The organism is Exiguobacterium sp. s127 (genome assembly GCF_018618695.1).
GTDB lineage: Bacteria > Bacillota > Bacilli > Exiguobacteriales > Exiguobacteriaceae > Exiguobacterium_A > Exiguobacterium_A oxidotolerans.
Genome location: NZ_JACSMO010000002.1, coordinates 35,380 through 61,642, shown reverse-complemented (window position 1 = coordinate 61,642; position 26,263 = coordinate 35,380). Strand labels below are relative to the sequence as shown.

22 protein-coding genes are annotated in these 26,263 nt (G+C 44.9%); 7 read left to right on the top strand and 15 right to left on the bottom strand.

Features of this window, described 5'->3' with window-relative positions; genetic code table 11:
- The first annotated feature begins 1 nt into the window (after position 1).
- The 5 genes from pssA to KNP98_RS03375 all read left to right on the top strand — a co-directional run bounded on the left by pssA (position 2) and on the right by KNP98_RS03375 (position 4,854).
- Complete coding sequence (gene pssA, locus KNP98_RS03395; RefSeq protein ID WP_200872399.1) at positions 2-739, top strand: CDP-diacylglycerol--serine O-phosphatidyltransferase; 738 nt, start codon at positions 2-4, stop codon at positions 737-739.
- A 130-nt stretch (positions 740-869) separates the two neighbouring features.
- The gene (locus KNP98_RS03390; protein ID WP_029332864.1) at positions 870-1,625 is read left to right on the top strand and encodes a carotenoid biosynthesis protein; all 756 of its coding nucleotides are present in this window, start codon (positions 870-872) and stop codon (positions 1,623-1,625) included.
- Positions 1,594-2,292 carry a lysophospholipid acyltransferase family protein gene (locus KNP98_RS03385; RefSeq protein ID WP_214810697.1) on the top strand — a complete coding sequence of 233 codons (699 nt, stop codon included), beginning with the start codon at positions 1,594-1,596 and terminating at the stop codon, positions 2,290-2,292. The genes KNP98_RS03390 and KNP98_RS03385 overlap by 32 nt, the downstream gene beginning before the upstream one ends.
- Entirely contained in the window at positions 2,289-3,365 is a 1,077-nt protein-coding gene (locus tag KNP98_RS03380; RefSeq protein ID WP_088836494.1) for a glycosyltransferase family 2 protein, read from the top strand. The genes KNP98_RS03385 and KNP98_RS03380 overlap by 4 nt, the downstream gene beginning before the upstream one ends.
- Positions 3,366-3,381: 16 nt before the next feature.
- Entirely contained in the window at positions 3,382-4,854 is a 1,473-nt protein-coding gene (locus KNP98_RS03375; RefSeq protein WP_088836493.1) for a phytoene desaturase family protein, read from the top strand.
- A gap of 433 nt (positions 4,855-5,287) precedes the next feature.
- Here KNP98_RS03375 and KNP98_RS03370 read toward each other — a convergent pair whose 3' ends face one another.
- The 9 genes from KNP98_RS03370 to addB form a co-directional block, all read right to left on the bottom strand.
- The gene (locus tag KNP98_RS03370; RefSeq protein ID WP_088836492.1) at positions 5,288-6,115 is read right to left on the bottom strand and encodes a phytoene/squalene synthase family protein; all 828 of its coding nucleotides are present in this window, start codon (positions 6,113-6,115) and stop codon (positions 5,288-5,290) included.
- Complete coding sequence (locus KNP98_RS03365) at positions 6,081-7,553, bottom strand: phytoene desaturase family protein (RefSeq protein WP_214810694.1); 1,473 nt, start codon at positions 7,551-7,553, stop codon at positions 6,081-6,083. Before KNP98_RS03365 ends, KNP98_RS03370 begins: the two co-directional genes overlap by 35 nt.
- Positions 7,550-9,040, bottom strand: a complete 1,491-nt coding sequence (locus tag KNP98_RS03360) for a phytoene desaturase family protein (RefSeq protein WP_088836490.1) — start codon at positions 9,038-9,040, stop codon at positions 7,550-7,552. The genes KNP98_RS03365 and KNP98_RS03360 overlap by 4 nt, the downstream gene beginning before the upstream one ends.
- 106 nt (positions 9,041-9,146) lie before the next feature.
- On the bottom strand, positions 9,147-10,145 hold the full coding sequence (locus KNP98_RS03355; protein ID WP_088836489.1) for a class I SAM-dependent methyltransferase: 999 nt from the start codon (positions 10,143-10,145) through the stop codon (positions 9,147-9,149).
- Positions 10,146-10,376: 231 nt separating this feature from the next.
- Positions 10,377-10,757, bottom strand: coding sequence for a DUF1516 family protein (locus tag KNP98_RS03350; protein ID WP_088836487.1), 381 nt, complete (start codon positions 10,755-10,757; stop codon positions 10,377-10,379).
- An 88-nt stretch (positions 10,758-10,845) separates the two neighbouring features.
- Positions 10,846-13,386 carry a HAMP domain-containing sensor histidine kinase gene (locus KNP98_RS03345; RefSeq protein ID WP_214765498.1) on the bottom strand — a complete coding sequence of 847 codons (2,541 nt, stop codon included), beginning with the start codon at positions 13,384-13,386 and terminating at the stop codon, positions 10,846-10,848.
- On the bottom strand, positions 13,367-13,744 hold the full coding sequence (locus KNP98_RS03340) for a response regulator (RefSeq protein WP_029332854.1): 378 nt from the start codon (positions 13,742-13,744) through the stop codon (positions 13,367-13,369). The genes KNP98_RS03345 and KNP98_RS03340 overlap by 20 nt, the downstream gene beginning before the upstream one ends.
- A gap of 455 nt (positions 13,745-14,199) precedes the next feature.
- A complete protein-coding gene (addA, locus tag KNP98_RS03335) occupies positions 14,200-17,751 on the bottom strand; it encodes a helicase-exonuclease AddAB subunit AddA (RefSeq protein ID WP_214810692.1) in 3,552 nt (1,183 codons plus the stop codon).
- Positions 17,748-21,179, bottom strand: coding sequence for a helicase-exonuclease AddAB subunit AddB (addB, locus tag KNP98_RS03330; RefSeq protein ID WP_214810690.1), 3,432 nt, complete (start codon positions 21,177-21,179; stop codon positions 17,748-17,750). Before addB ends, addA begins: the two co-directional genes overlap by 4 nt.
- A gap of 144 nt (positions 21,180-21,323) precedes the next feature.
- Between addB and KNP98_RS03325 the strand changes: the two genes are divergently transcribed.
- The gene (locus KNP98_RS03325) at positions 21,324-21,704 is read left to right on the top strand and encodes a truncated hemoglobin (protein WP_088836484.1); all 381 of its coding nucleotides are present in this window, start codon (positions 21,324-21,326) and stop codon (positions 21,702-21,704) included.
- Positions 21,705-21,763: 59 nt separating this feature from the next.
- Positions 21,764-22,102, top strand: coding sequence for a hypothetical protein (locus KNP98_RS03320; protein WP_029332850.1), 339 nt, complete (start codon positions 21,764-21,766; stop codon positions 22,100-22,102).
- A gap of 72 nt (positions 22,103-22,174) precedes the next feature.
- Here KNP98_RS03320 and KNP98_RS03315 read toward each other — a convergent pair whose 3' ends face one another.
- The 6 genes from KNP98_RS03315 to KNP98_RS03290 all read right to left on the bottom strand — a co-directional run bounded on the left by KNP98_RS03315 (position 22,175) and on the right by KNP98_RS03290 (position 26,154).
- Positions 22,175-22,585 carry a hypothetical protein gene (locus tag KNP98_RS03315; RefSeq protein WP_029332849.1) on the bottom strand — a complete coding sequence of 137 codons (411 nt, stop codon included), beginning with the start codon at positions 22,583-22,585 and terminating at the stop codon, positions 22,175-22,177.
- A 120-nt stretch (positions 22,586-22,705) separates the two neighbouring features.
- A complete protein-coding gene (locus tag KNP98_RS03310) occupies positions 22,706-23,179 on the bottom strand; it encodes a competence protein ComK (protein WP_034801199.1) in 474 nt (157 codons plus the stop codon).
- Positions 23,180-23,289: 110 nt separating this feature from the next.
- Positions 23,290-24,657: a HAMP domain-containing sensor histidine kinase gene (locus KNP98_RS03305; RefSeq protein WP_239456836.1), complete on the bottom strand. Its 1,368-nt coding sequence runs from the start codon at positions 24,655-24,657 to the stop codon at positions 23,290-23,292.
- 11 nt (positions 24,658-24,668) lie between these two features.
- Positions 24,669-25,334 (bottom strand): response regulator transcription factor, encoded by a 666-nt coding sequence (locus KNP98_RS03300; RefSeq protein ID WP_088836482.1) that lies wholly within the window; start codon positions 25,332-25,334, stop codon positions 24,669-24,671.
- A gap of 131 nt (positions 25,335-25,465) precedes the next feature.
- Complete coding sequence (locus KNP98_RS03295; protein ID WP_167331094.1) at positions 25,466-25,621, bottom strand: hypothetical protein; 156 nt, start codon at positions 25,619-25,621, stop codon at positions 25,466-25,468.
- Between the two features lie 101 nt (positions 25,622-25,722).
- Positions 25,723-26,154: a methylglyoxal synthase gene (locus KNP98_RS03290; RefSeq protein WP_088836481.1), complete on the bottom strand. Its 432-nt coding sequence runs from the start codon at positions 26,152-26,154 to the stop codon at positions 25,723-25,725.
- Positions 26,155-26,263 lie beyond the last annotated feature (109 nt).

Genomic DNA, 26,263 nt, shown 5'->3' with positions numbered 1-26,263 from the left:
TATGATGAGTAGTATCGAAGAAGTGGCAGGAGGAATCATTTTGTGGAAAGAACGTGTTCGTAACTCAATCCCGAATCTCTTTACATTCGGGAATTTATATTGTGGTTTTCTCGCAATCGTCATGGCGGCGCGGGGAGATTTTCAAAATGCCACACTGTTGATTGTCATCGCCATGATGTTGGATAGTTTAGATGGTCGGATTGCACGGATGCTCGGTGTCGCTGGCGATTTTGGGAAGGAACTTGATTCGCTCGCCGATGTCGTCACATTCGGTGTCGCCCCCGCAATGATGGCATATTACACTTATTTTTACGACTTTGGTGAAATCGGCTTACTCGTTGCCGCTTTGTTCCCTTTATTCGGAGCATTTCGCTTGGCACGATTCAACCTTTCAGCAACAAATGTCGCGTCCACCTACTTCTCAGGTGTACCGATTACGGCAGCAGGTGGGATTTTAGCTGTCGTCACGCTGTTTAGTGGACGAATGAATGATTTAATGGTTCCGCTCGCCTTTACGGGACTTGCCTTCTTGATGGTCAGTCGCGTCAAGATTCCGAGTTTCAAAGATATTCCAGTGCCGCGCCATACATTCGTCATCACGTTCACGTTACTCTATGTCACGTATGTCATGATTGCCCGGAGTAACGAATGGTCGACGTTTTGGTTTATTGCCGTCCCCCTTTATATTGCCTTTTTACTCTTTTCATTCGTCAAACGAAAAAAACAAAAGCAACATTAAACGCTTTACTGCTGAACAGACCGTCTTTTGACGGTCTGTTTTTTTGATCTGCCCCTCCATGCTCGCTCGAGTCAGATGGATATGGGTATACTAGTGACATCATGCTAATGAATGGAGGTTTACATACGTCATGGCCATATTTCAGCGCCGCCTTTGGTTATTCTTTACAGTTTGGTTCGTCATCGGGCTCATTTTAGTCGGATTTTCATTATTACCCCCTTGGCTCGAATGGGCAAATGCCGTTTTTTTGTTCGCTTCTGGTCTGTATGCCGCTTGTTACTTATGGGATGTCTTACCGAAAGGACGCTTCATTATTCCTTTTATTTTCTTTGGGTCTATTTTAATCGAATCAATTGGTGTCCACACCGGATGGCCATTCGGGACCTATCGGTATGAATCGGACTTCGGTGTTCAGTTACTCGGTGTTCCAATCACGATCGGTGCAGCTTGGTTGTCCGTTATGGGGGCAAGTCTTGCATTCTCGAAGCGTTTTCCGTTTCGTTACAACACCCTGATCCTCGTCCCCTTGTTTGCTGTTTGGCTCGACTTGGCCATTGATCCGGTCTCAGCGAACGTCAAATCGTATTGGCTTTGGCAAGATGGGGGTCTGTACTATGATATCCCAACACAAAACTTTATCGGTTGGTACGGAACAGCACTTGTTTTCGCTCTTTTGATGGCACGATTTGAACAAAAGCCAACGTTCACCGAGCTCGAACGAAACAACCAGTACTTATTTTTGATGCTTCATGGTTTATTTGGACTGACTGCTGGTGTCGCAGGCCTTTATGGTGTGACGATAATCAGTAGCCTAGCATTGCTTGTTTACTGGCTGACGAAAGGAGGAGCACTACATGCAAAAGGCGCAAAAAAACAAATTAGCTGAACAAGCCTTTCATCTGTACTTGAAAGAGCAGCTCATCCGCAAACAGTTCCATCGAATATTGTATCGCCCTGATGATTTACCGGTACCTGGTTTGATGCTTGCAACACATGGTTCGTGGTGGGACGGGATGATCTTATTTCATCTCGATCAATCCGTACTCCATCAAAACCCGTACGTCATGATTGATGAACATGGCTTAAAGCGCTTCCCTTTCTTTTCACGACTCGGTGCCTTTTCCATCAACCGGGACTCCTTAAAGGATGTAAAGATGAGCCTCAACTACGCAAAGGAACGTTTGCAGGAAGGCAGTAGTGTTTGGATGTTCCCGCAAGGCGAAGAACGCCATCAAGAAGAACGACCGCTTCAACTCGCGAGCGGCGCGACTTATCTTGCTAAAGCAGCCCGGTCTGTCTCCATTTTTTCATTTTATTATTCGTTCAGTCATGAACAACAACCGGATGTCTATATCCGAACACGCCAAATCGAAATACCACCTGGTCGTACTTCAAACCAGACTGAATTTCTAACAGCAGCAATGACTCGCTTATATGATGATGTCCGGCTTGATGCGATGTCAGAAAATGTCGAGGCTTATCAAGTATTGACGCAGCGAACAGACCCGCTTCCTGTTAAAACGGAGCGTTGGCTAAAGGCGGTTCGACGATGAGCATGATTTTATTCATATTCTCGCTCCTTGTTTGCCTCTATACGTTCATTAACTTGATGTTTCTCCCTAAACTCGCTGCACCCGTTCCACCACCGAGTCTCGCAATTTGTATCCCCTTGCGGAACGAGGAACGAAATGTCGTGAAGTTGCTTGATTCACTCAAACGCGCACTCGGACCGAATATGCATGTCTATCTTTATGAAGATCGCTCAACGGATGAGACACGTAACCTACTGTTGCAACAGACACATCAGGATGACCGCTTTACAATCATTGACGGAATCGACCTCCCCTCAGATTGGGCGGGAAAGGTTCATGCTTGCCATCAACTATCACTTGTCGCAAAGGAAGACTATCTGTTATTTCTTGACGCAGACATTACATTGATGCCGGATACGATTCCTCGACTATATGCGACGATGCGACAGGAAAAAGCTAGCTTTTTATCTGGTTTTCCGTCATTTCCTGTACCAACGTTTTTAGGCAAGTGTTTGATTCCGATGCAACATGTCTTAATTTCGCAACATCTCCCGCTTGCTTTTCGCAAGGTAAAGCACCCTGCTTTTGCCGCTGCGAACGGGATGGTCGTAATCGTTGAACGTGCATCTTATTTACACGTCGGGGGACATCAAGCGATTCAAACGGCACTCGTCGATGATTTAGAGCTCTGTCGGACGTTTAAGCAACACGGTCATACGACGACACTCGTTCATGTCGCCCCTTATGTCAGTTGTGACATGTATGCTACGAACGGTGAAGTATGGCAGGGATTTCTCAAAAATGTCTTTCGGGGAATGAACGACTCCTACTTCGTCGGCAGTTACTTCCTGTTGTTCTATCTCGTACAGTTTTCTTTACTACCAGCTGCCCTCCTCTTTCCGTCTTGGGAGACGATTGGTGGACTTGCTCTCTTGTTGCTCGCACGATACAGGATTGATCGGATGGCGCGGATTCGCCATGTTTGGTTGTTGCACCCGTTCGCAACCGGTCTTTATGTCCTCTTACTTGCAACGGCGATGATTCGAAGAGCTCGGAAACGGGAAATCACTTGGAAAGGTCGGGCCTATTCTTAAGGAGGAATTGTTCATTATGAAACATGTCGCTATCATCGGAGCCGGTTTAGGTGGTTTAAGTGCCGCTATTTCACTCGCTTCAAAAGGATTTAAAGTTACTGTCGTTGAACGAAATGATCATATTGGTGGAAAATTGATGCCGCTGATCACGGAAGGACACCGGTTTGATTTCGGTCCAAATACCATCACGATGCCCGAAGTCTTTCAATCTGTCATCCGGGAGTCGGGAGCAGATCCCGATGATTACTTCCAGTTCGAAAAATTAGCACGCCATACCGCCAATCACTTTCCTGACGGGCGGACCTTAACTTTTACGCATGGCCGAGAAGCAATGCGGACGGAAATCGATCGTTTTACGAACGGACAATTAGCAAAAAATGATATCACAGGCTATCAAGAAGAGGCCGCCGAATTATTCCGAATCGCTAAACAGCAATTTTTTATCAATATCGATTCATATTTCAATTTCTCTTTACTACGAGATATGGTCAAAGTTCACCCGTTCAAAACGATCCATTCGCTGCACAAGAGCTATTTCAAGGATCCTCAACTGATTCAGGCACTCGATCGTTACGCGACGTATATTGGTAGTAGTCCGTATCAGGCGCCCGCGACATTTGCTTTAATCGCTCATCTCGAACTGAATGACGGCGTCTACTTTACTCGTGGCGGAAATACGGCAATCGCAGAAGGGTTCGCACGCCGGGCGCAAGAGATGGGCGTCGTTTTCCGCTTAGGCGAGGAAGTCACACAAATCGAAGTTACGGATGGACTTGCGACAGAAATCGAACTGAACCATGTCGATTACTTACCTGTCGACTTCGTCGTGATGAATGGTGATCTATTGACACAATACCCGCGTCTCGTTTCGGAAACGATTCGACCCGATTTTAAAAACCCGACACCCAGTCAAATGGAACCTTCGATTTCGGCCTATGTTCGTTGTATCGGGCTCACGCGACGAATTGAAGGGCTTGCCCATCATAACGTCTTCTTCTCATCGGATTATGAAGCAGAATTTCGTGCCCTTTTTGAAGAACACCGTTACGCGGAAGAACCGACCATCTACATTTCGAATTCTTCCGTTACGGCACCTGAGATGGGCGAAGCTGGGGACAACCTCTTTATACTTGTCAACGCACCCGCGACGAATGAAGGCAACGTCATCGACTTCGACACGTATGATCACTTGATTAATCAACGGCTGAAACAGTTCGGAATCGATATCGAATCGGACGTCGTCTTCGAACAACGCATCACACCGACCGATATCGAACAAAAATTTTCTGCGTATCATGGGTCTCTTTATGGACTCTCTTCGAATGGTACACGCAATGCGTTCATGCGCCCAAGCAACCGTTCAAAAAATGTTCACAATTTGTTTTTCGCGGGAGGATCGACCCATCCTGGTGGCGGTAGTCCAATGGTGACGCTTTCAGGAAAACTGGCAAGTGAACGAATCGTGTCAAGCGCTGCCCAATCCCTGTGAACGTTATGTGAATTGCAAATCGATTACTTGTACGGACAACTAAGATTTGATACGATTACTTCGAGTTCAAGAGGTAGTGATTGACCCCACATCCTCAATCAAGCGCAAGGTGACTTCCCCGAGTCAAGAGCGTTTAGGAACTTAACACACTTGCAGCGGTTATTTGATTCATCGTTTAAGACCCACTTAAACGAAGTAGTTCTACGTTTGAACTGTCAGCATGATTTACGACGTTCCCCCTTAGATCGTCTCATCCTGATTAGTTCACAGGCAGCTCGTTGAAATACAGTTCATCCCCGTGAATTGTTGACCTGCCTTGTTAGCAACTGCTCAACTGTTTCAAAAATCGCTCAGAAACGTCTTAGACTCCCCGGTCTAGACGAAACATAAAAAAAAGACCTTGGTCCCCGCCAAGGTCTTTTTTTATGGACTTTTAAATCGTTGCGAGTAACTTCATCTTTTGCCAGCGGCTCACGTACGCCCGCTTCGTAAAAACATCATATTGGTTATCGCGTGCCGCATCCAAAATACCACGATAAAGCAATGCTGCCACTTTTAAGGCCCGTCGACTTTCTTTTGGATAACGCTCGAACGAAGGACTTGCTGCATCATAGAGATGCTCTGCGCGTAGAGCTAATGCCTCCCAAAGACCTACGAAGTCCCCAGACGGCGTTCCTGCGAGCAAAGAATGTGGCGTGACGTCGTATTCATCCATCCATTCTTTCGGCAAATAGATTCGGCCACGCTTTGCATCTTCACCGACGTCCCGTAAAATATTCGTTAATTGCATCGCGATGCCTAACTCAATCGCAGATTGACGGAGTTCCGGTTGACCCGGTGCTAAAATCGGCAGCAGCATCAAGCCGACCGTACTCGCAACATAATAACTGTATTGTTCTGTTTCTTCGAGTGACTGATATCGATTTTTTTCGATGTCCCAACGCATACCTTCCGCCAGCTCAAGGAAAGGCGTCTCATCCATTTCATACCGTTCAAAGACATCCGTCAATGCAATCCAAAGTGGCTTTTTTATAGGGTATCCTGAACGGAACAAACGAAATTCTTCTAAAAAGGCTTCCAAACTTTCTTTAGGTGTGTCGGATTCATCAACGGCATCATCTAAAAAACGACAGAATGTATAAATGGCATAAACGGCTAATCGATCTTGTTTTGGTAATAACGAAAATGCTTTATAAAAGGTTTTTGATCCGTTCTGAATCGTTTCTTCACACGTTGCGTATGCCTGCGTCACTGTATTCATTTTTCCACCTCATCTCTTGTTCCATACGATTGACAAGTAATGTCGCTCCCATCATGACGATCGGAACGCCTCCACATGGATGGACGGATGCACCTACTGCATATAATCGTTCAATATCAGGATAAGGACGCGCCTGCGTTTTCAAGGCTGCTGATTGGCGAATCGTCGGTGCGATACCAAAGCTTCCGCCTTCATACAATCCAAACTCTTTTGCGTCTTGCGGTGTTCGGATTTGCATCTCTTCGATTTGATTACGGAATCCTGGATGATGATTCTCAATTTTCGTTAAGATGGTTTCAATAAAACCGTGTTGCTCGAACTTCTCCCGATTAAAATTCCGCGGAGAAGGAACTAACGCATAGACGACACTATCCTCACGATCCGTTAGCGAATCGTCAACCTTGCTCGGATTAAACAAATAAACAGCCGGATGTTCTGGTAGTTCATCTTGATGGAAAATCGAGTTCATCAACGGTTCTAGGTCATTCGGCATCAAAAAACGATGAACCGGCAGATTGACTTTTCCTCGCATTTTAAAATACAAGAGTAACGTTCCGCCAGAAGGCGTATAGGCTTTCGGTTTTTTCCCTTCGACAAGGTATTCCATCAATGGAAACTCACCGTTTAAAACAACGTTATCATAATGATATTCTGCATCACCCACTACGATACCTGTCGCTTGCCCGTCCTGAATCGTGACACGTTCAACGGACTGATTGAATTCAAAACGAACACCGCGTTCAACCAATACTTCATACATGCGTTCAGCTAAAGAGAAATAGCCGCCCTTAACGTACCAGACACCTTCTGCTTGTTCACGATATGGAATCAAACCGTAAATCGAGGGAGTTGTGTAAGGATTCCCACCAATGTAAAACGTCGGAAAACTGTAGGCCATTCGCAAGTATTTATTTTTAAAATATCGCTTCAAATGATCATGCGCTGTCTCAAGTGCATGCATCTTTACTAATGGTTTCAACATGCCTGGCTGTAACAATTCAGTTTTACGGAAATAACTCCGCTCTAAAAATTTCGAGACGCTGATGTCATAATCCTTTGATTTTTGATGCATAAATTCAGAAAAGCCACGGCCTTCTCCAAACTGTCGCTCAATCGCAACTGCCTGATCGACGACATCACCTAATTTCGTCACGACCGTCCCATCATCAAAATGTAAATCGTACAAGGGATCGATTTGTAACAATTCGACTCCATCGAGTCCTGCTTCCGCTAACTGTTCCTGTAATTTTCCAGGCATCAAGACAATCGTCGGCCCTTGATCAATCCGACCGCCTGACTCAAAGTCGACAGAAGCGAGTCGACCACCGACCCGCCCTTCCTTTTCGTAGATTGTAATATCAATCTCTGGATAGCGTTTCGTCAATAAGAGCGCCGCGTGCAGTGTCCCGACGCCCGCGCCTACAAATCCAATCTTCATTTCGTCACACCTACTTCACCAGTCAACAAATCGGCAGTGATACGAGCGGACTCAAAAATCGTCGGAAGGCCACTACCTGGGTGTGTCCCGCCTCCAACTAGATAGACATGATCTAATTCTTCAAACCGATTGTGTGGTCTAAAATACATCATCTGCGTCAATTGATGTCCTAAGTTGAACGTCGCTCCTTGATGGACCCCCATCGCTTCCCAATCGTCAGGCGTGAACATTTCTTCGACTTCAATTGCCCCTTCCACACCTTTATAAGGAGAACGTTCTTCTAGTGCATCGAGGACTTTCCGGCGTAACTTCGGTCCTTCAACTGCCCAATCAAGATCTGAATAATTATTCGGGACTGGGACGAGCACATATAGAGATGACTTGCCTTCAGGAGCAAGCGTCGTGTCAATGATTGAAGGATTTTGAACATAAAACGAAAAGTCTTCTGATAATTCAAGAGTCTGCGTCATCTCACGGACATTTTTTTCGTAGTCTTCCGCAAAATAAATCGTATGATGCGGAGCGTCAAACCGTTTATCGACACCTAAATACAACATGAATGTCGAACATGAGAATTTTTTACGATCGATTTTCGGACGGGACCATTTTTTGAGAACACCTTCCGGTACGAGATGATTCATCGCATGAGCGAAATCCGCACCTACGACTACATCGTCATATAACACATGTTCTCCCGATTCTAGAATAACACCGGTTGCTTCTTTTCCATCTAAAATCAATTGATCGACTCCAGCATTCAGATGAACTTTCCCGCCTAAGTCCTCAATTGCTTGTTTCATCGCTTCCGGGATGCGGTTCATTCCGCCAATCGGATGATGAACGCCGTAAGCATGCTCCATGTAAGATAGAATTGAAAAGCCGCCTGGGCATTCCCAAGCTGACATACCAAGGTATTTTGCTTGGAACGTGAACGAATACTTTAATTCTTCACTTGTAAAGTAGTCCGACAATACATCATATAACGAGCGTCCTAACGATAGCCGAGGTAACGCCGTCAACACACGTGGTGATAAATAATCCGTCAATCGATCATGCTTCGTTTGGAGGATAGGCATCAACTTCCCTAGTTTTAATGCTTGTTCCGCCATAAAGCGATCATACCCTTCTCCATTACCCGGGAACTGGTCTTCAATTGCTTGCTTCATCCGGTCTCGGTCCGTCGTCATCGTGAACTGATCCTTTCCTCCATTGAAATAGAGTGTATACATCGGATCCAGTGCCTTCAGTTCCAAATAATCGTGCAAATTCAATCCGATGCTCGTAAATAGATTTTCTAAAATATGGGGCATATTTAAGAAGGTCGGTCCTCGATCAAATTGATAATCACCAACTTGCACACGTGACGTCCGTCCACCTACGACTGCTTGTTTCTCGTACACAGTCACATCTACCCCTCGCCCTGCTAATAACATAGCGCAGGCGAGTCCTCCGGGTCCTGCTCCAATAACGGCTACACGCTGCTTCACACGAATCTCTCCTTTTTCTCTCTGGTCGTTTTAACTATTATACTAATCACATACTATGCCCACAAATCTAAAGTGCCTTCAAACTGTAAAAACGCCAAGCTTCCGATTAGGAAGTGGCGTTTGCAGTGACGATATACCAAGCTCCTTCTTTCAAAAATGGTGTGATCGATACATTTTCAAAACCGGCTGCATGTAATTGTTCAGTCAATTCTTTTTTTCCAGGAAGCGGATATAAATTTTCGTGTAACGTCATGAAGGCGTTAAAGGCAGCTGAGAACGGCGCCCCGTATTCACTATCCCGAAGTGGTGTGACAAGAATAACTGTTCCATCGTCCTTGACGAAGCGACGGACACCTTCGAGGAGACGGAGTCGCTCTTCCTTCGGGAAATAGTAAAGAATGTTGTTCATCATGACACCATCGTATGTTTCCGTTACTTCAAAGGTTTTAATATCTCCGACAACAAAATCAATTTCTCCTGTCGTATCGCGTCGCTTCGCTTCAGCGATGACAGACTCTTCGATATCAATTCCAGCCAGACGGAGTTCCGGTAAGGCTTCATGGATTTTTCGTAAGTATCCTCCGTACGCACATCCGATATCAAGTAAGGACGTAACGTTTTCATTTCGAATGATATGACGTACTGCCGGAAAAGCAACCGTTTCGACAAGTGCGGACGTCTCAGCAACGATGTCCCCGTGTTCCTCTCCATTAAAGGTCTTCTGTTGACCATCCTCTAAAAATTGCGGATAGGAAAATAAAGCCGGCAAATGAAGTTCCATCAGTTCTGATAACATGAAGCCGATACTGCGGTCATCTGATTTCGAGAGTTCTGGAAGGACATGCCGTGTTGCCGTGTACCGTAAATCTTTCTTTTTGAGGTGTCCGACTGCCAGACCAACCTCGAACCAACGCGATAATGCCTCTGTTGTAAGCGGTTGCTTCAGTCGTATTTGGGCTTCTGCTTGTGTTGCGCCAGCACCTAAGACATCGAACAACCCATATTTATAGCCAATATATCCATGCCATAATGGTAAAACCGGTTCCGCCCGTTTCATCCATTTTCTCGCCCGAAAAACCTTTGTCCATTCTTTCAACTGTGCCACAAGCGTTCCCCTCTCTACCACGTAATACATCCCTTTTCCCAAATAACAACAACTTGTAAACAAAAAAAACGCATCAAACTTTTGCTTCAGACTGTATACAAAGTGCTATCTGGAGATAAAAGCATTTTTTTCGTTGTTTTCCTCGATCGAGGCGGGAAAACGCAAAATAAAAAGAGTCGACCATCGCTGTGCCGGAACACAATGATGGTCGACTCTCAACCGGACAGTGAATTAGAAGAACTCCATACCGAATGGTAACGAATATCCTAAGAAAATCGTCACGAGTATGAGCACCGCAAATCCGAGCAAGAACCCAGAATACGATTTTCCTTTTTTCAGTCGAACTAATGTCAATTCACCCAAGATGAGTGACAATAAACCACCGGTGATTTTTGCATGGTATAAACCGTCCGGATTTTCAGACATCCCCATGATTTGGATATACAGATACAATCCTGTCGCAAACGTTAACACCAATAAGAGGCGAAAGGCCATATGGATTCCTTTAGCTGCAGGCTTCCCCTTCTTATACATTGAAAAGGCGACAAAGAACGCAACGAGTAGTAACACCCATAGTAAAACATGGGTATGAACAAAAGCAGTGATTGGCATGATGATTTCCCCCTTTTTCTAGTTCCTATTTCATGGTAGCTGATTTCCCTTGCTAGACATAGGGTTATTTTCGTAACATATCATTTATTCAAGAAATCGTCACACGTTCTACCAGTAATGGAAGTTTAACCATGAACGCACTTCCATGTTTTTCGATGGACTCGACTTGAATTTCTCCGCCGTGACCCGTGACGATTTCTTTACAGATCGCGAGTCCCAGTCCAGTCCCGCCAATTTTACGGCTATCTGAATTATCGACACGATAAAACTTCTCGAATAAGTGGTTGAGTGCTGCCGCCGGAATACCAATCCCTTGATCACGGACCTCGAACAAGACATGTTGTTCTTCAATCGACAGGGTCACATCAATGTTTCCACCGAACGGTGAATATTTGACGGCATTGTTCAATAGGTTATTCATCAACTGTTTCATCTTTTCTTCATCTGCTTCTATGAGCGGAAGTGCCTCACTCATCGCCCGGAAAGAAATCGTGTGCTTTTTCGTCGATGCTGCATAAAATTGTGTAGTCTCTTCGAGGAGTAGACGCAAATCAAGCGGCTCTTTTTTATACGACTGTGTCCCCGATTCCATCCGTTGTACGTCAAGAAAATCATTGACGAGATTGGCAAGGCGCTCTGTCTCGGAGTGAATCGTCTGCAAATACTTATCTTGACGGGTCGTATCGATATCTCGATTCAACATCAACTCCGTAAATCCATAGATGGACGATAGCGGTGTCCGTAATTCATGCGAAACCGTCGAAACAAGCTCCGACTTCAGTCGATCCATTTCCGTCTCTTTCGTCACGTCACGCAAGACGAGCATCGTCCCTTTGTGAACACCAAGGATTTCAATCGACTCGACATAAAATTGAATGAAGACCGTTTGTTGTCGGATTGAGAATTGAAGACTTTCTGTCGGGACATCTCCTTCTAGAACGGCTTCAACGTACTGTGAAAATGCCGCTTGGTCATCGACGATGGAATGAATTGCTTCTAGGCAGAAATCAAGTGTCTCGACTTCTTCGTTCGCTCCATAGCGCAACTCTGGAAATAGATCATACAATGGCTGATTGACGAAGACCTCTTCTTTACCGGGTTCGATGTAAATGACCGCTTCACGGATCGAATCGAGAATACGTTCAGTTTTCGTTTTCTCTTTGTTCATCTCATCAAATAACCGCATCCGTAATAGGGAGAGTGACAATTGACGTGAGAACGACATGACATCCCGCATTTGTTCATTCGTAAATTGGTCGCGGTAACGAACGAGATAGATGAAAGCAATCACTTCATCCGATGACGGATCTAAAATCGGTACTGCTGTCTCATACATATAGTACGGGTAGGGCAACGGGTGATTACTCGATACTTGTTTAGACGAATGGACTGCTTTTTTCAAAGTATCTGCTCGCTTCAACAATGAGAAATCGCTACCTAGCAATTGTTCCGTCAATTGCTCCGTCATACCATGTGTGACGACAGAATAACTTTGTCCTTCATCGACGAAAACGAGGGCACCAATTTCTGAATCTGTAATCGTTACAAGTTTTTCGATAATTTCCGGATAGGCTGTCAATGCTTCCCGAGCCGCCAGCGTCTCTGTTAAATCATTTCGGTATTGAAGATGCTGTTCGTTTCGCATCGTCAGTTCTAGCGCTTCTTCCAACTCTTGTTGTTGGGCTTGTAGTTCTTCTTGTTGGGCTTGCAGTTCTTCTTGTTGCGCTTGCAGTTCTTCGTTTTTTGCAAGTAAGTGTTGTTTATTTTCTGAGATTGAACTGGCCATTTGATTGAATGACAAAGCTAGGATTCCGATTTCGTCTTTTCGTTTTGGGACTTGAATGTTCGAAATGTCTTCTCCATTTGCAAGGCGCTGACTATTTTTAACGAGTCCTAAAAGCTCAGAGGTGATTCTTCGAATGAACGGGTAGATAAAGAAAATCAACACAGCAATGACGACGATGATATTCGACAACCAAATCAGTTGTGTCGTTCGAATCTCTCGTCCTAACTGCTGGCTCGTTCTCTCTGCCCACTCATCAAGAAATTCACGGTATCCTCCAAGTGCCAACTCACTTTTATCGATTTCCGAGAGGACATCGATATTGCCTGCGTCATCTAATGAAATTTTTCCATCCGCGACAAGTTCTTTCCCTAATGGAAGATTTGTTAAAGTCGTCCCGCGAAGAAAAGTCTCCGTTACGTCCCCATCTTTTTTACCTTTTACATAGGACTGCACAAGCGGCAAAACCGAATCGAAGTAATAGCTATACAATTCGCGTGAAGATGTCGCATAGACTTTTCCTTGCTCATAAATCGCATTTTTTTCGAACCACCGTGTTTGACGATCAATCGTTGTTTGTTGCGCAGCGATTTTTTCATATAAGGTGGCATCCCCCATTAACGCATAACCACGCATATTAAACTGAAGGTCTTGCCACTCTTCCCATAGTGCACCGGCCCGGGCGCTACGATCCCTGATATCTTCAAGCTTCGCGCGGGTATCTTGTAACCTTGTGTCCGTATAGTTGTAGACGACCAAAGAAGAAATCATCAGCGTAGCTAAAACGACATAAAAGGAAGCCATCAATTGGCGTCCGATTTTTCGATTAATCCACTTGATGATCACTCAATATCCCTCCTACGACATCAATCAACTCTAACGGACTGAACGGTTTTGAGAAAAAGTAATTCGCCCCGATCTCTTCAGCACGCTCACGGTCAGATTGTTGACTTTTAGCCGTTAACATCATGATCTTTAATTGTTGTTTGTCCGGATGACGTCGTACTTTTTCGATAACTTCGATTCCCGTCATTCCAGGCATCATGTAATCAAGTAATACAAGATCATAATGCTGACTCATGATTTTTTGATAGGCTTCGTCGCCATCCGTCGCTTCATCGATCGTGTACCCTTCATCTTCTAACGTATCAAGGACCAACATCCGTAATACGTCTTCGTCCTCTGCTAATAAAATACGTGCCATCTATAATTCCTCCTAAAATATCTACTCATCTTGGCGGTACTCGCTCCATCCTCACTTATACACATGGATGGAGGAAGTTCAACCATACTTCCTTCATTCTACACAGTTCCTTCATAATAGGAAATGGAAATTACTCGATGACTATTGTTTTTAAATGCGAGTCGTCTCATGTGCCTAGCTGAAAGGAGTTGATTCAAAAAGGAATCAACTCCTTTCACGTGCTTTTTCCTGTAGGAATCGTGTAAGGCGATACGCTTCCTTTTCCTCATATACAAGGGAAGAGGTTTTTTGCAGGCATGCCTTAAAGAAACGAACGTCAGGATTGGGAAAAATCCACATAGAAATGACCGATGATCCCCCCTGTTTCATCGGATCATCGGCCATTTGATTGCGGTAAAGCGGAACCTTCCATCCTCGACGCCTACTGGAAAAGAAATCCTACTCTTATTTACTCGTTAAATAACTTCAATCACTTGCTCTAAGGAAAATGCATAAATCAATTTTCGAGAGATAGAAATGTTCAAAATGGATTCAAGAGCTTCTTGATACAGGTTCAATTGTGTCGCGTAACGTTCATGAAGAATCTCAGCTGGCGTTTGGTCAGCGCTCGTCTCGAAGACTTGGTCCGATTTATAGTCGAGAAGAATATAATCCTCCCCGTCTTGAATTAAACAATCGACAATCCCTTGCATGACTGCTTGATCAACGGGACCATGCCAATCCGTACGAAAACGTGAGGCATCGATTTTGTACGTGAAAGGTAGTTCACGGTAGACGTCTCCCGTCCGTAAACGCTCCTCAAATAATCGTCCGATGCTTGAGGACAGGAATGTCTCGAGCTGATTTTGCGCATCACGCATCGTCAAAGCTTCTTGTTCTGAGATTCGTTCACCTGTCTCCCACTTCGTGATTTGTTCAGCGAGCGGCAGATCCGCTTCATAAAGTTGCATCGCTAAGTGTAAGACAGTCCCACGTTCTGCTCCCGTTAAGACCGGGCCTAAGAACTGTGGGGTCCGGTAATACGTCGCTTGACGTTCTGTCGCTTCAAACGCTGCCCGCTCCAGTTGTTCGGTCCGTTTGAGTTCAGTCACGGTTTGCTTCGCTGCCGTCTCGGTCGCAAGCTGGTGCGCATAGCGATAAGCAAAACTTTCTTCGATTCGCGCTTTGAAAGCGTCATTTTCAGGACGATCAATTTTTTCAAGTGAGCGGACATGTTCCAGTTGTTCAATCATCGTCGAAATTTCTTGGTATGGGGCAATTTCGTTCAGTTCCATGATCCGGAATGCCCATTGTTGCTCTCCTTCTTGTAACATAAAGTTTCGAAGTACAGCTGGTGCTACCCAGTCTGCATACGTTTTCGCATTACGACGGTCGATTTCCGGCAACAATAATTCGTCGTGTGGAGCAGCTTGCCATTTTACCAACTGTTCATCTAATCCCTTGATTGAACCGACTAATACCAGCTTTTCTTTTGCTCGGGTCATCGCGACATAAAGAACTCGCATTTCTTCCGCTTTCATTTCACGATCCATCTCACGGCGAATGACCTCTTTTAACAATGTACCTGACCGCAAGCGTTTGATTGGATCAATCGCGTCAAGCGCAATCCCATACGTTTTGTGTAATTGTATGGCTTGGATTTGATCTTGTTTATTAAATTGCTTTCCGAGCTGACTGACAATCGTGACAGGAAACTCGAGCCCTTTCGATTGATGAATCGTCATGATGCGAATGACATCTTCGTCTTCTCCTAGTGAACGAGCTTCGGAAAAGTCTTCGCCACGCTCAATCAAACGATTTATCAGTCGTAGGAAACGATACAACCCGCGATACCCTGCTCCTTCATATTGTTTTGCACGTTCGTATAACGCATTCAAATTCGCTTGACGACTTCGTCCTCCTGCGAGACACCCGACGTATTCGAAATACCCGGTTTGATCAAACAGTGAGCGAATGAGTGCAGCAAGTGACTTACCACGGGCTTCTGTCCGCCATTGGTTGACACGTTGTAACGCTTCATCGACTCGAATCCCGAGTGGTGTCGCTTCGCCTGCCACATGGACGGCAGCCTCATAAAAACTCGTATCCTTCGATTTTGCACGAATCCGTCCTAAATCGCGATCGGTCAGACCAAAAATCGGCGACCGGAGCAAACTCGCGAATGGAATGTCCTGTAACGGATTATCAATCGTTTTTAATAATGCCATCATGATTTGAATTTCCGTCGCTTGGAAGTAACCGCCTGTCGTGTCCGCGTATACCGGCAGCTCATATTGTTCAAACACTTCAACGAGCGCTTGAACGCGTTTCCCACGTGAACGAACGAGCACAACGATGTCACGGTATTCACATTTTCGAAAACGTTTTTGTTTAGCATCGAAGACGAGATAGGGATTGTCATCATTGACCATCTCGATGATTCGGGTTGCGATGGCACGGGCCTCTAATTCTTCCTTATTTTCATCTTGTTGATCGATTAAAATCAATTCCGGTTCGACTTGTTCTGATTCGAAGTAACCCAGATTCCCGAGCCGTAGATAGGCTGCGTCGTCATAATCGATTTCACCGACGGCGGCATCCATCACTTGTCTGAAAATATGATTCGTCCCATCAAGGACTTCAAGACGACTCCGGAAATTTTTCGTCAAATCGATTCGTGTTCCATAATCTGTTTGCCGGAATCGCTTGAACTTATCAAGAAAAAGTCCCGGCTCAGCATGACGGAATTTATAAATCGATTGTTTAACGTCACCGACCATAAATAAATTACCGGTTTGTTCGTCTGATTGGGAGACTAACGTCAAGATACGTTCTTGCACTTCGTTCGTATCTTGGTATTCATCGACGAGCACTTCGACGAAGCGTTCTTGAAGCAAGCGGGCGACATCGGTCGGTGCCCCGTCTTCTTCTAAAACGGCTAAAGCAAAATGTTCCAAATCGGAAAAATCGACAAGCCCCCGTTCTTGTTTGGCTTCGAGATAGGCTTCAGCAAACTTTCGGACGAGTGTCACGATCATCTCGACATGTCCAAGTTGCGACCGAAGATCTTCGAGGTAGTCGACACCCTCTTTTTGAACGAATAGTTCCTGACGCTTTTTCAACTCACTGACGAGACGCGTCCGTTCCGTTTGAAATGTTTTAATCGCCTCATCCCCACGCGGACTTTTCCAGCGTCCGAACTCGACAGCTTGGAACGTCAGTGCGACCGTCGTCCAACGATCAGTCGCCGGATTAATACGGCGTAACGGTTCAATGTCACGCATTAGGAGCTCCGCCATTTCTGTATAGCCGGACTGATGCAAACGATAGGAGAGCTCAAGGTAACGTTCTAAAAGCGGTGCGATTTTTTGCCATTCTAATTCAAGGAGTCGTGTCAGCAACGAAGATTCATCAGGATCAACCGGCTGGTCGTATTGTGCAAGCAGATGCTCGTAAAAACCGTCTGGATCTGGTAGCGAACGCGAAAACCGGTACAAGTTTGAAATCAGAGAGAGCATTGCCTGATCGTCCCGATCGGAAGTATAACTATCAATCAATTCATAAAATGCCGGATTGGCGGCAGCGTAAAATTCTTCAAAGACCTCTTCCAGTACATCATCTTGTAACAACAATAATTCGGATTCATCCGCAATTCGAAAAGCCGGATCCAGCCCGATTCGATAATAGTTTTCCCGTAAGATTGATAAACAGAAGGAATGGATTGTCGTAATTTGTGCCCGGTTCATCATCTGACGCTGCTTCTTCAAATAAACATCGTCTGGGGCTTCTTTGATTTTCGCTTCGATCGCCTCGATGACACGCGTTTTCATTTCTTTTGCGGCAGCGTTTGTAAACGTCGCGACTAAAATCCGATCTGCTGTCAGTGGATCTTCCTGATCGATGACGCGTTGCGTCAACCGTTCAACGAGTACGGCGGTCTTCCCTGAACCGGCTGCTGCCGAAACGAGAATGTGTCCTCCGCGCGCATCGATTGCTTGTTGTTGCTCATCCGTCCAATTGACGCTCATTCCTCTTCCTCCTTCAGTCGGTCCAATACTTCTTTTTCAGATAAAGGGTCCAGTTGACGATAACTGTTCCCGAGCGATTCGTCGAATTGACAGACCGAACGGTATTCGCAAAACGTACACGGTGTTCGCTCTTGATAGTCGAACGGATCGATGGCGATATCTCCCGTGTACATCTCGGCACTGCTTGTTTTCAATTCGTCCCAGGCATGATCCATCAACGCGTTCAGTTCCGCTTCTTTGACGACCCCTTTCGTATGTGATTTATGCAGTCCTGTCTTCGTAAACGTCACTTTGACGAGTGGCGATTTTTTCCGTTCATCAAACGCAATTTGATCCATCGCCCGTAACACATCATCATTTTCGACAATCACACCTTGCATCTGGTAGGATTCGAGCAATAAACGATTCCGTTCTTCTTCAGCCGCCGACAAATCACTTCGTAACATCGGATTTTTGACATGGAAGTACAGGGCGCCTGCTGGTTTCGCTTGTTGATTAAATAAGACTTCTGATTGTTCGACGACCGTTTTTAAATAGAGCAACATCTGAATCGCAAGACCATAATAAATTTCAGCAAAATCAAGCGCTCGGGCACTCGACTTGTAATCGACAATCCGGACGTACAATTGGTCACCAATCGTCGCTTGGTCGACTCGATCAATTCGACCAGTGAATTCGATTTCCGTTCCATCCGGCAGAGTAAACCGTAACGGCGGGAACATCGCGTTCCCAAAGCTGATTTCAAATAAATCAGGTTCGAAGTCAGACCGTTCTGCTTGTTTGACGAGCATCTTCGCCGTTTGTTCGACGACATCCGTTAATTTTTTCTGAATGTATCCGAACCGATTCGAACTCATCAAAATAGCATTTTGAATGTCTGGTGTCACTTTTTCCACGGCATTTTTCGCAAGTTCTGTGCACGATGCATCATCTAAATCACGCCATTTTCTGCCGGACTCCTTGATGTTGACGGACAAATCATTTAACGCGCCATGAAATAGATTTCCAATGTCGGGTGCCTCGAATTTATATAGTTTTCGTTCCTTCAAACGTAGCCCATACCGTGCAAAATGCTTATAGGAACACGCATTATACGTCTCAAATCTAGAGACACTCGCCTTGATGCTGTCACCGTAAAGGGAACGTGCTAAGTCGTCTGGAAGTTCATCTGCTCGGTTTTGATAAAATAACGCATCGACGAGTAACGCCATTCGTTCTCGTCCTTGACCATTCTCGAGCAATGCATTGTAGACATCAAACCATGACGATTGAATCGGATACCGGCGCTGTAAACGGCGTAACTCGATTGCCGTCGCAGCCGCCGCTCGGTCGGGATCAGTTACGAAATCGAATTGATCATTTGGTGCATGCTCTCCTGCTTCTGCGAAGTGTGTTTTGACAGGACGGTCTTGCAGTAACTGGTACTTGATTTGTTTCACGATGGAGGCTGGTTGTAATGCCTTCCCGTCCTCATCAACAAGAGCATAACTGATATACAACGATTCACTCGGTGCCGTCACTCCGTGGTACAGGTAGTATAATTCGTCATCAAAGACATCCAGTGACGCTTTACCGACCGGAACTCCATGATTGTGAAGGAAATCATGATCTCCTTCCGACAATAGTTTCGACTGGTCTTCGACGAACGGAATCATACCATCATTCGCGCCGAGTAAAAATGCGACTTTTACTCGTTGTAAACGCCCCCGGACATAATCCGTCGCGATGACCTGATCGAGCGATGGTGGGACGAGTGAGAAGCGCAGACTCTCAAGTCCGGTTTCGACCATTTGTACGAATAAGTCTGTCGACAGTTCCGTCTCAGGAGCTGCTGCTTCGAGTTGTTCAAGTAAATGTAAGACCGCTTCATATACTTGATCATGTTCCCGGGCATGACTGAGCTCATTGCGCTCGAGCGCCTCTTGTTTCCAACTGAACAGCCGATCTGTCAACTGGTGTTCTTCAAGGAACTGATAAAGCGAACGCGTATGTTCACTCATTGTTTTTGATTTCTTCAACCGGTCTTGTAACGGGGTAATCGCATCGACGACGAATTGACGCATCCGGTTTAACTCATCCTCTTCTTCGAGTTCCTCCGCCGTCAGACTGACTTCATCCGTTAAGCGTCGTTTCAATTGCCACGGCTTTTGCCACATCGTGCCTTTAATGCCACGTTCTAAGACAAACGTCTCCAATCGATCAAGCGCGAGCCGTTGATCATCTGCCGGGAGTGGCATCAATTCCGTTTTCAGCAGACGAAAGACTGCTTCTTCACGGTAACCGGCGACGACGAGCTCTAAAGCAGACTGAATCAATTCAACAATCGGATGATGAATCATCGTTTCCCGCTTATCAAGGAAATACGGAATATCATAGAGCTGAAACGCACGTTCTAAATGATCCGCATACGGTTCAAGATGTCGTACGATAAAAGCAATTTCATTGAACCGGTAACCATGCTGGCGCACGAGTTGGATTGCCTGGCGGACAGCGGCTTCCGTTTCGACTTGGCGATTGACGGCAGCTGTCACCGTGACCCCGTCCACTTCATGATCGACAGGAGGATAGGCAGGACTCATCAATGATTGTTCTAATGTTTGTAGTCCTTCCGACTTGAACTTAATCGTCCGTTCATAATGGACCTCTTCATGCTCGAGCTGTCGGTCTTGCATCTGTTCGAGCAATTGCATATAACAACGTTGGGAGACCCCAAACTCCGTCTGTTTCGCATAGGGATCGCTCACATCGATTGTAAAGCTGATATGCACTTCTTTTGCTAGTTCCATCAATTTAAGCAACACCTGTTGTTCCTGTAACGAAAACTCATAGAAACCATCAATAAAGAATTGTGTATTACCAAGACCTGCTGTCGGTAACAAGTCGAGTAACGTTGTATAGTAATCATCTGCATGAAGCGCTTTATCCACGATGCGTTCTGAGAACCGCTCATAAATCAGAGCTAAATCATTTAGTTTCGGCGAGCGTTCCGGAGAAAGTCCGCTAATTTGACGTAACATGTCTGGAGCGACGAGCGAACGTTTGAACGTAGCGATCAGTTCATCAAGCCCCTTGTAAAACCCGGGCATATTCTTTGTCCGTTTGAAAATCTTTAACTCATTTTCAACTTCTTCGACGACTTGACGTAATAACAACTGTGTCCCTGTCTCGTCTAAAAACGGAATCGCCTGATTGCCATGATCCCGCATGATATGAAAAGCAAAGCGCCGCAAACTCATGACTTCCATCCGTACTAATCCAGATAGGCGGGCATCCGTCGCAATTCGACGTTCCATCTCAAATGACATTTGATCGGGGACGATAAAATAAATCGGCTCTCCAAGTGGTCGCTCCTCGAGCTCATTGATTACAGTCTCTATTAATTTTGTGGTTTTTCCGGTTCCGGCACGACCGAGGTGCATATGATTCATGGTCATCAGTTCCTCCCTTAGCTCGTTTTTGTATACGTCATTATCTCATAAAACACGAACAAACGTCCGTTTTTGAAGCTATATTTTTCTACTTATTTTTGCTACACTGAAGCCAATTAAAATTAGTTAGACAGGAGGAATACCATGCTATATGATGACATCGGAAAACAACCGATGCTTGAACAGCTAGTCGCTCGCTTTTATCAACTTGTTTATGCCGACCCCATACTTCGTCCGATTTTTCCTGATGATCGTCAACGTGTCGAGCAGGCGCAAGTTATTTTTTTGACACACTTAACAGGTGGTCCACGCCAATATGAGTTAGATGATTCGCGGACGAATTTAGCGATGATTCACCGACTCTTACCAATTGAACAGCAACACGCCTTTCGCTGGATGGAGTTGATGGAAGTGGCCATCTATGAGACACTTTCCAATCGAGCTGTAGCTGAACGTTTGATGGAGCGCTTACGAATTGGTGCATTAAACGTCTTACGGATTTGTGAGGCTCATCAGGAACCGTGAGGGATTTTTCTTTCTCATCTGTCCATTTCCATGTAAAATGAAAGATGGAGGCGATAATTATGACTGAAGAACAAGATAAGAAACCTGATTTAGTGAAATCGGCACTCGAACAAGCAGAGGCGAAAACTGCAGAGGAACCGGTTGAAGAAGAAAAGTCTGACGAGCAAAAGAAACTCGAACATATTAAAGGACTCGTCACATTAGAGCGCGGTTCTGATTACTTCCGTGTCGTCTTTTATGATGACCACAAGCATTTGATTTTCAAGGAACTCGATTATGATCGTGTCGAATTCGTTGGTCGCTTCTATAATGATAGTTTTGACGCGACGAATTTGAAACAGCTCGAAGAAATTGCAGAGAAAGCACTCTCAACTTCGATTCGAAAACGTTTCCTTTAAGATAGGTTATGTATAGAGAAAGCCGCGTCCCTGGATTAAATGAGGGACGCGGCTTTTTTCTTATACGCTTGTTTATTCACTCTCGGGAGTGTTTCTTTTTTTGCGACGAAGTACATATGCGAGTACCCCTCCGGCAACGGCAAGCCCTGTCGCCGCTAAAACGGGAATCAATACTTTCTTCGAAGATAATTTTTGCTTCACTTGCTCTAAGCGAGATTCTGTTACTTCTTTTTGCGCAATCGATGTGCGGCGGTTAATCGTCATATGTTTTGATGCATCTGTGACGACTACTCGCTTTGTCACCCAACGTCGATTTCCTGCCTCGTCGACGATGAGTTGGCGTGTTCGCTTAATATCTTTAATTCGTTTGCCGGGCGTGTTTTCTGGACGGACGATCCGTGAACTAATAAAACGGCGTCCTCCATTAACACCGAAGCCCGGCTGTAATTTTCTACGGTTTAACCATTCATATGATTCATTCATCGTGTAGCGACCAGATCGGCCGCTTCACCTCCCCTTCAATGCGCATTCAGTTTCTACTCAAGTTCATTTCGCTCTCATTGGTAACGTTTCCTGTTAGAGTGTTCCACTTTTCTGCACTTTTTAAACGTGTTCATGTCCCGTCCCCTGGAAGCGTCGTTGCATTTCGTAAGCTAATTCTAGGGTTTTAATCCGCTGTCGTTCAATACTATAGGCAGATGCGGCCGTATCAATCCGCTGTCCTGTTTGAAACTCGACTTGCACCTTTCCGCCACTCTTCTTAACGGTCTTCATTTGTTTAAAGTTAATCCAGATGCACTCCGCCTTTTCTTTAGCTGTCGTCGGAAAGAAGATGGTTTGTGCTTGCCAATCAATTAAAACCGGCGTTTTTCGGTTTGGTCCTAAGATATGTCGTGCTGCTTCAATTCTTCCTCGCATCGAAGAACCAAAATACAAACATGATTCTTCAATCAGTTTGATCGGATGTCCTTCGAGCACAAGTTCCGACCGTTCTTTAATAAGTAGTGTTTGCGGTTCCCCGTATTGACCGTACTGAGGAATAAGAGCTAACGTTTCTTCCGTGATGTTATGTGGCATCCTACTATCTCCCTTCTTCTATTACTTTGTTTATATCAAAGAACCCACCTGTACGCCCTCGACTGTTCGATATTTCCCAATATAAAAAACGAGATATCGCTATCTCGTTTTTAAAGTTCTTTCGTTGATTGGTCCATCTCTGGCTTAAAATGACGTGGGAATTTGAAAATCACACAAACTTTATCTTTTCCATTTCCCACTGCTTGGTTCTCGATTGAAACTTCCCCGTCATGACGCTCAACGATACGTTTTACGATATAAAGACCTAGACCAAATTTACCTTCTTTACCACGTGAAAATTGATGAAAAAGTGGTGATGATGAATCGAGTGGTGGACCGTCGTTTTCAATCTCGATTTGAGCTATCTCTTCGGTCCCGGATAAACGAATATCAATCGATGTCTCAGCATATCGCATCGCATTATCAATTACATTTTCAAGTGCAACCCGTAATTGTTCTCCTTCGCCAAGTACAAGACCGGCTTCCCCTGTAATCGTCCACGAAAGCGGCTTTGTACTTGAAAAACGACTTTGTAGTAAATGAACCATTCGGTCTAAATCAATCGTATCCCATGTAGAACGATCTAATTCAAAGTAATCCAATTTCGTCACATAAAGCAAGGCAGCGACTTTCTTTTCTAACCGCTCGGCCTCTTCCTCAATTACCGAGACCGAACCCGTCAAATCACCATCCGGATAAATCCCGTCAGAAATGGACTGTGCATAACTGCGAATGACCATGATTGGTGTCTTCAGGTCATGTGAAATATTTTGTAGCAATGCTTTTTGTGCTTTATCCTGCTTTTCTAAATCGACGCGCATGGCATTGACCGATCGTGCCAAACGACCAATTTCATCTCCGCGATCAAGAGGAAGTGGCGTATTCCACTGTTGCGCTGCAATCTTTCCGACTGCACCTTCAATTTCAATCAATGGTTGCGTCAAGCGACGTGCTAACCAAAAAGCGATGAACAATGTCAAGATACTCACAATTACGACGACCCAGCCAATTTTTGAAAACAATTGCGTAATCAGTTCTTGACGATAGGCATCCCAGACATAAGAGACACGATAATACGTCTCCCCTTCCGATTCTATCTTGAGAATGCTGTAATAGACGTCTTCTTTATCAAGTTGCGTCGTATATTTTTCCGTTTCTGCTTTTTGATTGATCGCATCACGATACATCTGATCAATCAATTGTTGCGGGGCTCCCCCATAATAGAGTTTCCCATTTTTCGAAAGCAACAAAATATTAACGGAACGCGACTCCTGTTTTCGACGATCAAATTCAATTGGATTGTCCTGCAACATGTCGATGACAGAAGCATCTTTTGAAAAGAAGACTTCACTGTTTTCTAACGTCGAATAGACCTGTTCATCAATAAAGTTTCCAATCGATGACCGCATGACGACAAGGATAACGATCGAGAGCGTTGCGATGACGAGTAGAAACATCGCCCAAATCTGAAATCCCAAACTCCGATTCTTCATGCAGACACCAACCGGTAGCCAATCCCATAAATCGTCTCTAGTTCAAGTTTGGATAATTTTTTCCGGACTCGTCGAACTAAATCGTCGACGACACGATCGGAACCAAAGTAATCATCACCCCAGACACTGACAAGAATCTGTTCACGGGACATTGGCGTCCCGATTTGTGTCGCAAATAAAATCAACAAATCATACTCTTTTGAGGTCAAATCAATTTCTTGACCATTTTCTTCGATGACTCGTTTTTCAGGATAGATTGTATAATCGCCATACTGAATCACTCCTGTTTTTGGTGTCGCATAGGCGCGCGCTAAGATTTTTTTGACACGAATGACAAGTTCTCTTGGCAAAAACGGTTTCGCGATGTAATCATCCGAGCCCATTTCTAAGCCGATGATTTTGTCGATATCTTCGTCTCGGGCAGAGATGAAAATAACAGGTGTCGTCTCATCATGTGCCTTGATTCGTTTAATCAACTGAAATCCGTCCATATCCGGTAACATAATATCGAGCACCCATAAATCAGGCTTTTCAATAATCGCTGAAGCTGCCGCTTCCCCAGAGGTGAACGATTTCACTTGCCATCCTTCTTGTTCTAAATATTTTACGAGCACGCGGTTCAGATTCACTTCATCATCCACTAAATAAATCGTATGCATCACTGTCACTCCTGACTAAGTCCTTTTTTTGTAGTGTATCAAAGGAATTCCGCACAATTATGTGAGAACACTCCAAATGTGAAAAAAACGCCCTCTTTTATCCAAAAAGAGGCGCGTTTAGTCAGTAACACTATTTATTTTACGAGGCGCAACGATGGATAGGTTGCACGTTCTACGTTCGTTTTAACATCTGTCGCAATATGACGACGTTCCGTCTTTACAATATGTGCTAAGAAGGTTGCTCCTCCACCGAGTAAGACCGTGACACCTGTCATTAAAATGATTTCCATTGTTTTCGCCGCCCTTTTCTATCGCAATTGATAATCAGTATCATCTTCAATACGACTATAACACGATGAAACGAAAATGAGAAGCGTTCTCAAGCAGTTTGTTACGAAGAAAATTTATCTTGTTCCTCTTCCCGTCGCTTTTGAATAATTTCACGCCATTTAAAATCACCTTGTTCAAGCCCATTAATTAAAATCTCAGCCGTCCCGACATTTGTCGCTAACGGCAAGTCATAGACATCACATAAGCGAATCAAGGCCGATACATCCGGTTCATGAGGCTGTGCCGTCAACGGATCACGTAAAAAGATCACGATGTCAATTTCCCCTCGAGCAACCATCGCGCCAATTTCTTGATCGCCACCAAGTGGTCCAGATTTACAGCGGTGTACGTCGAGCGCCGTCGCTTCGACGATCCGCTTCCCTGTCGTCCCCGTGGCGTACAATTGATTCTTTGCTAAATAGTCCTGGTAGGCCCGGGCAAACATGATCATCTCATCTTTTTTCTCGTCATGTGCAATCAATGCAATGTTCATTTTATCGTCCTCCTCTCTAGAGTATATGCACTCAAACGCGCCTTCAAAAACCTCTCATTTTCATGAATAGACTAAAAAACCGACGATGTTCACGCTTGAACGTCGTCGG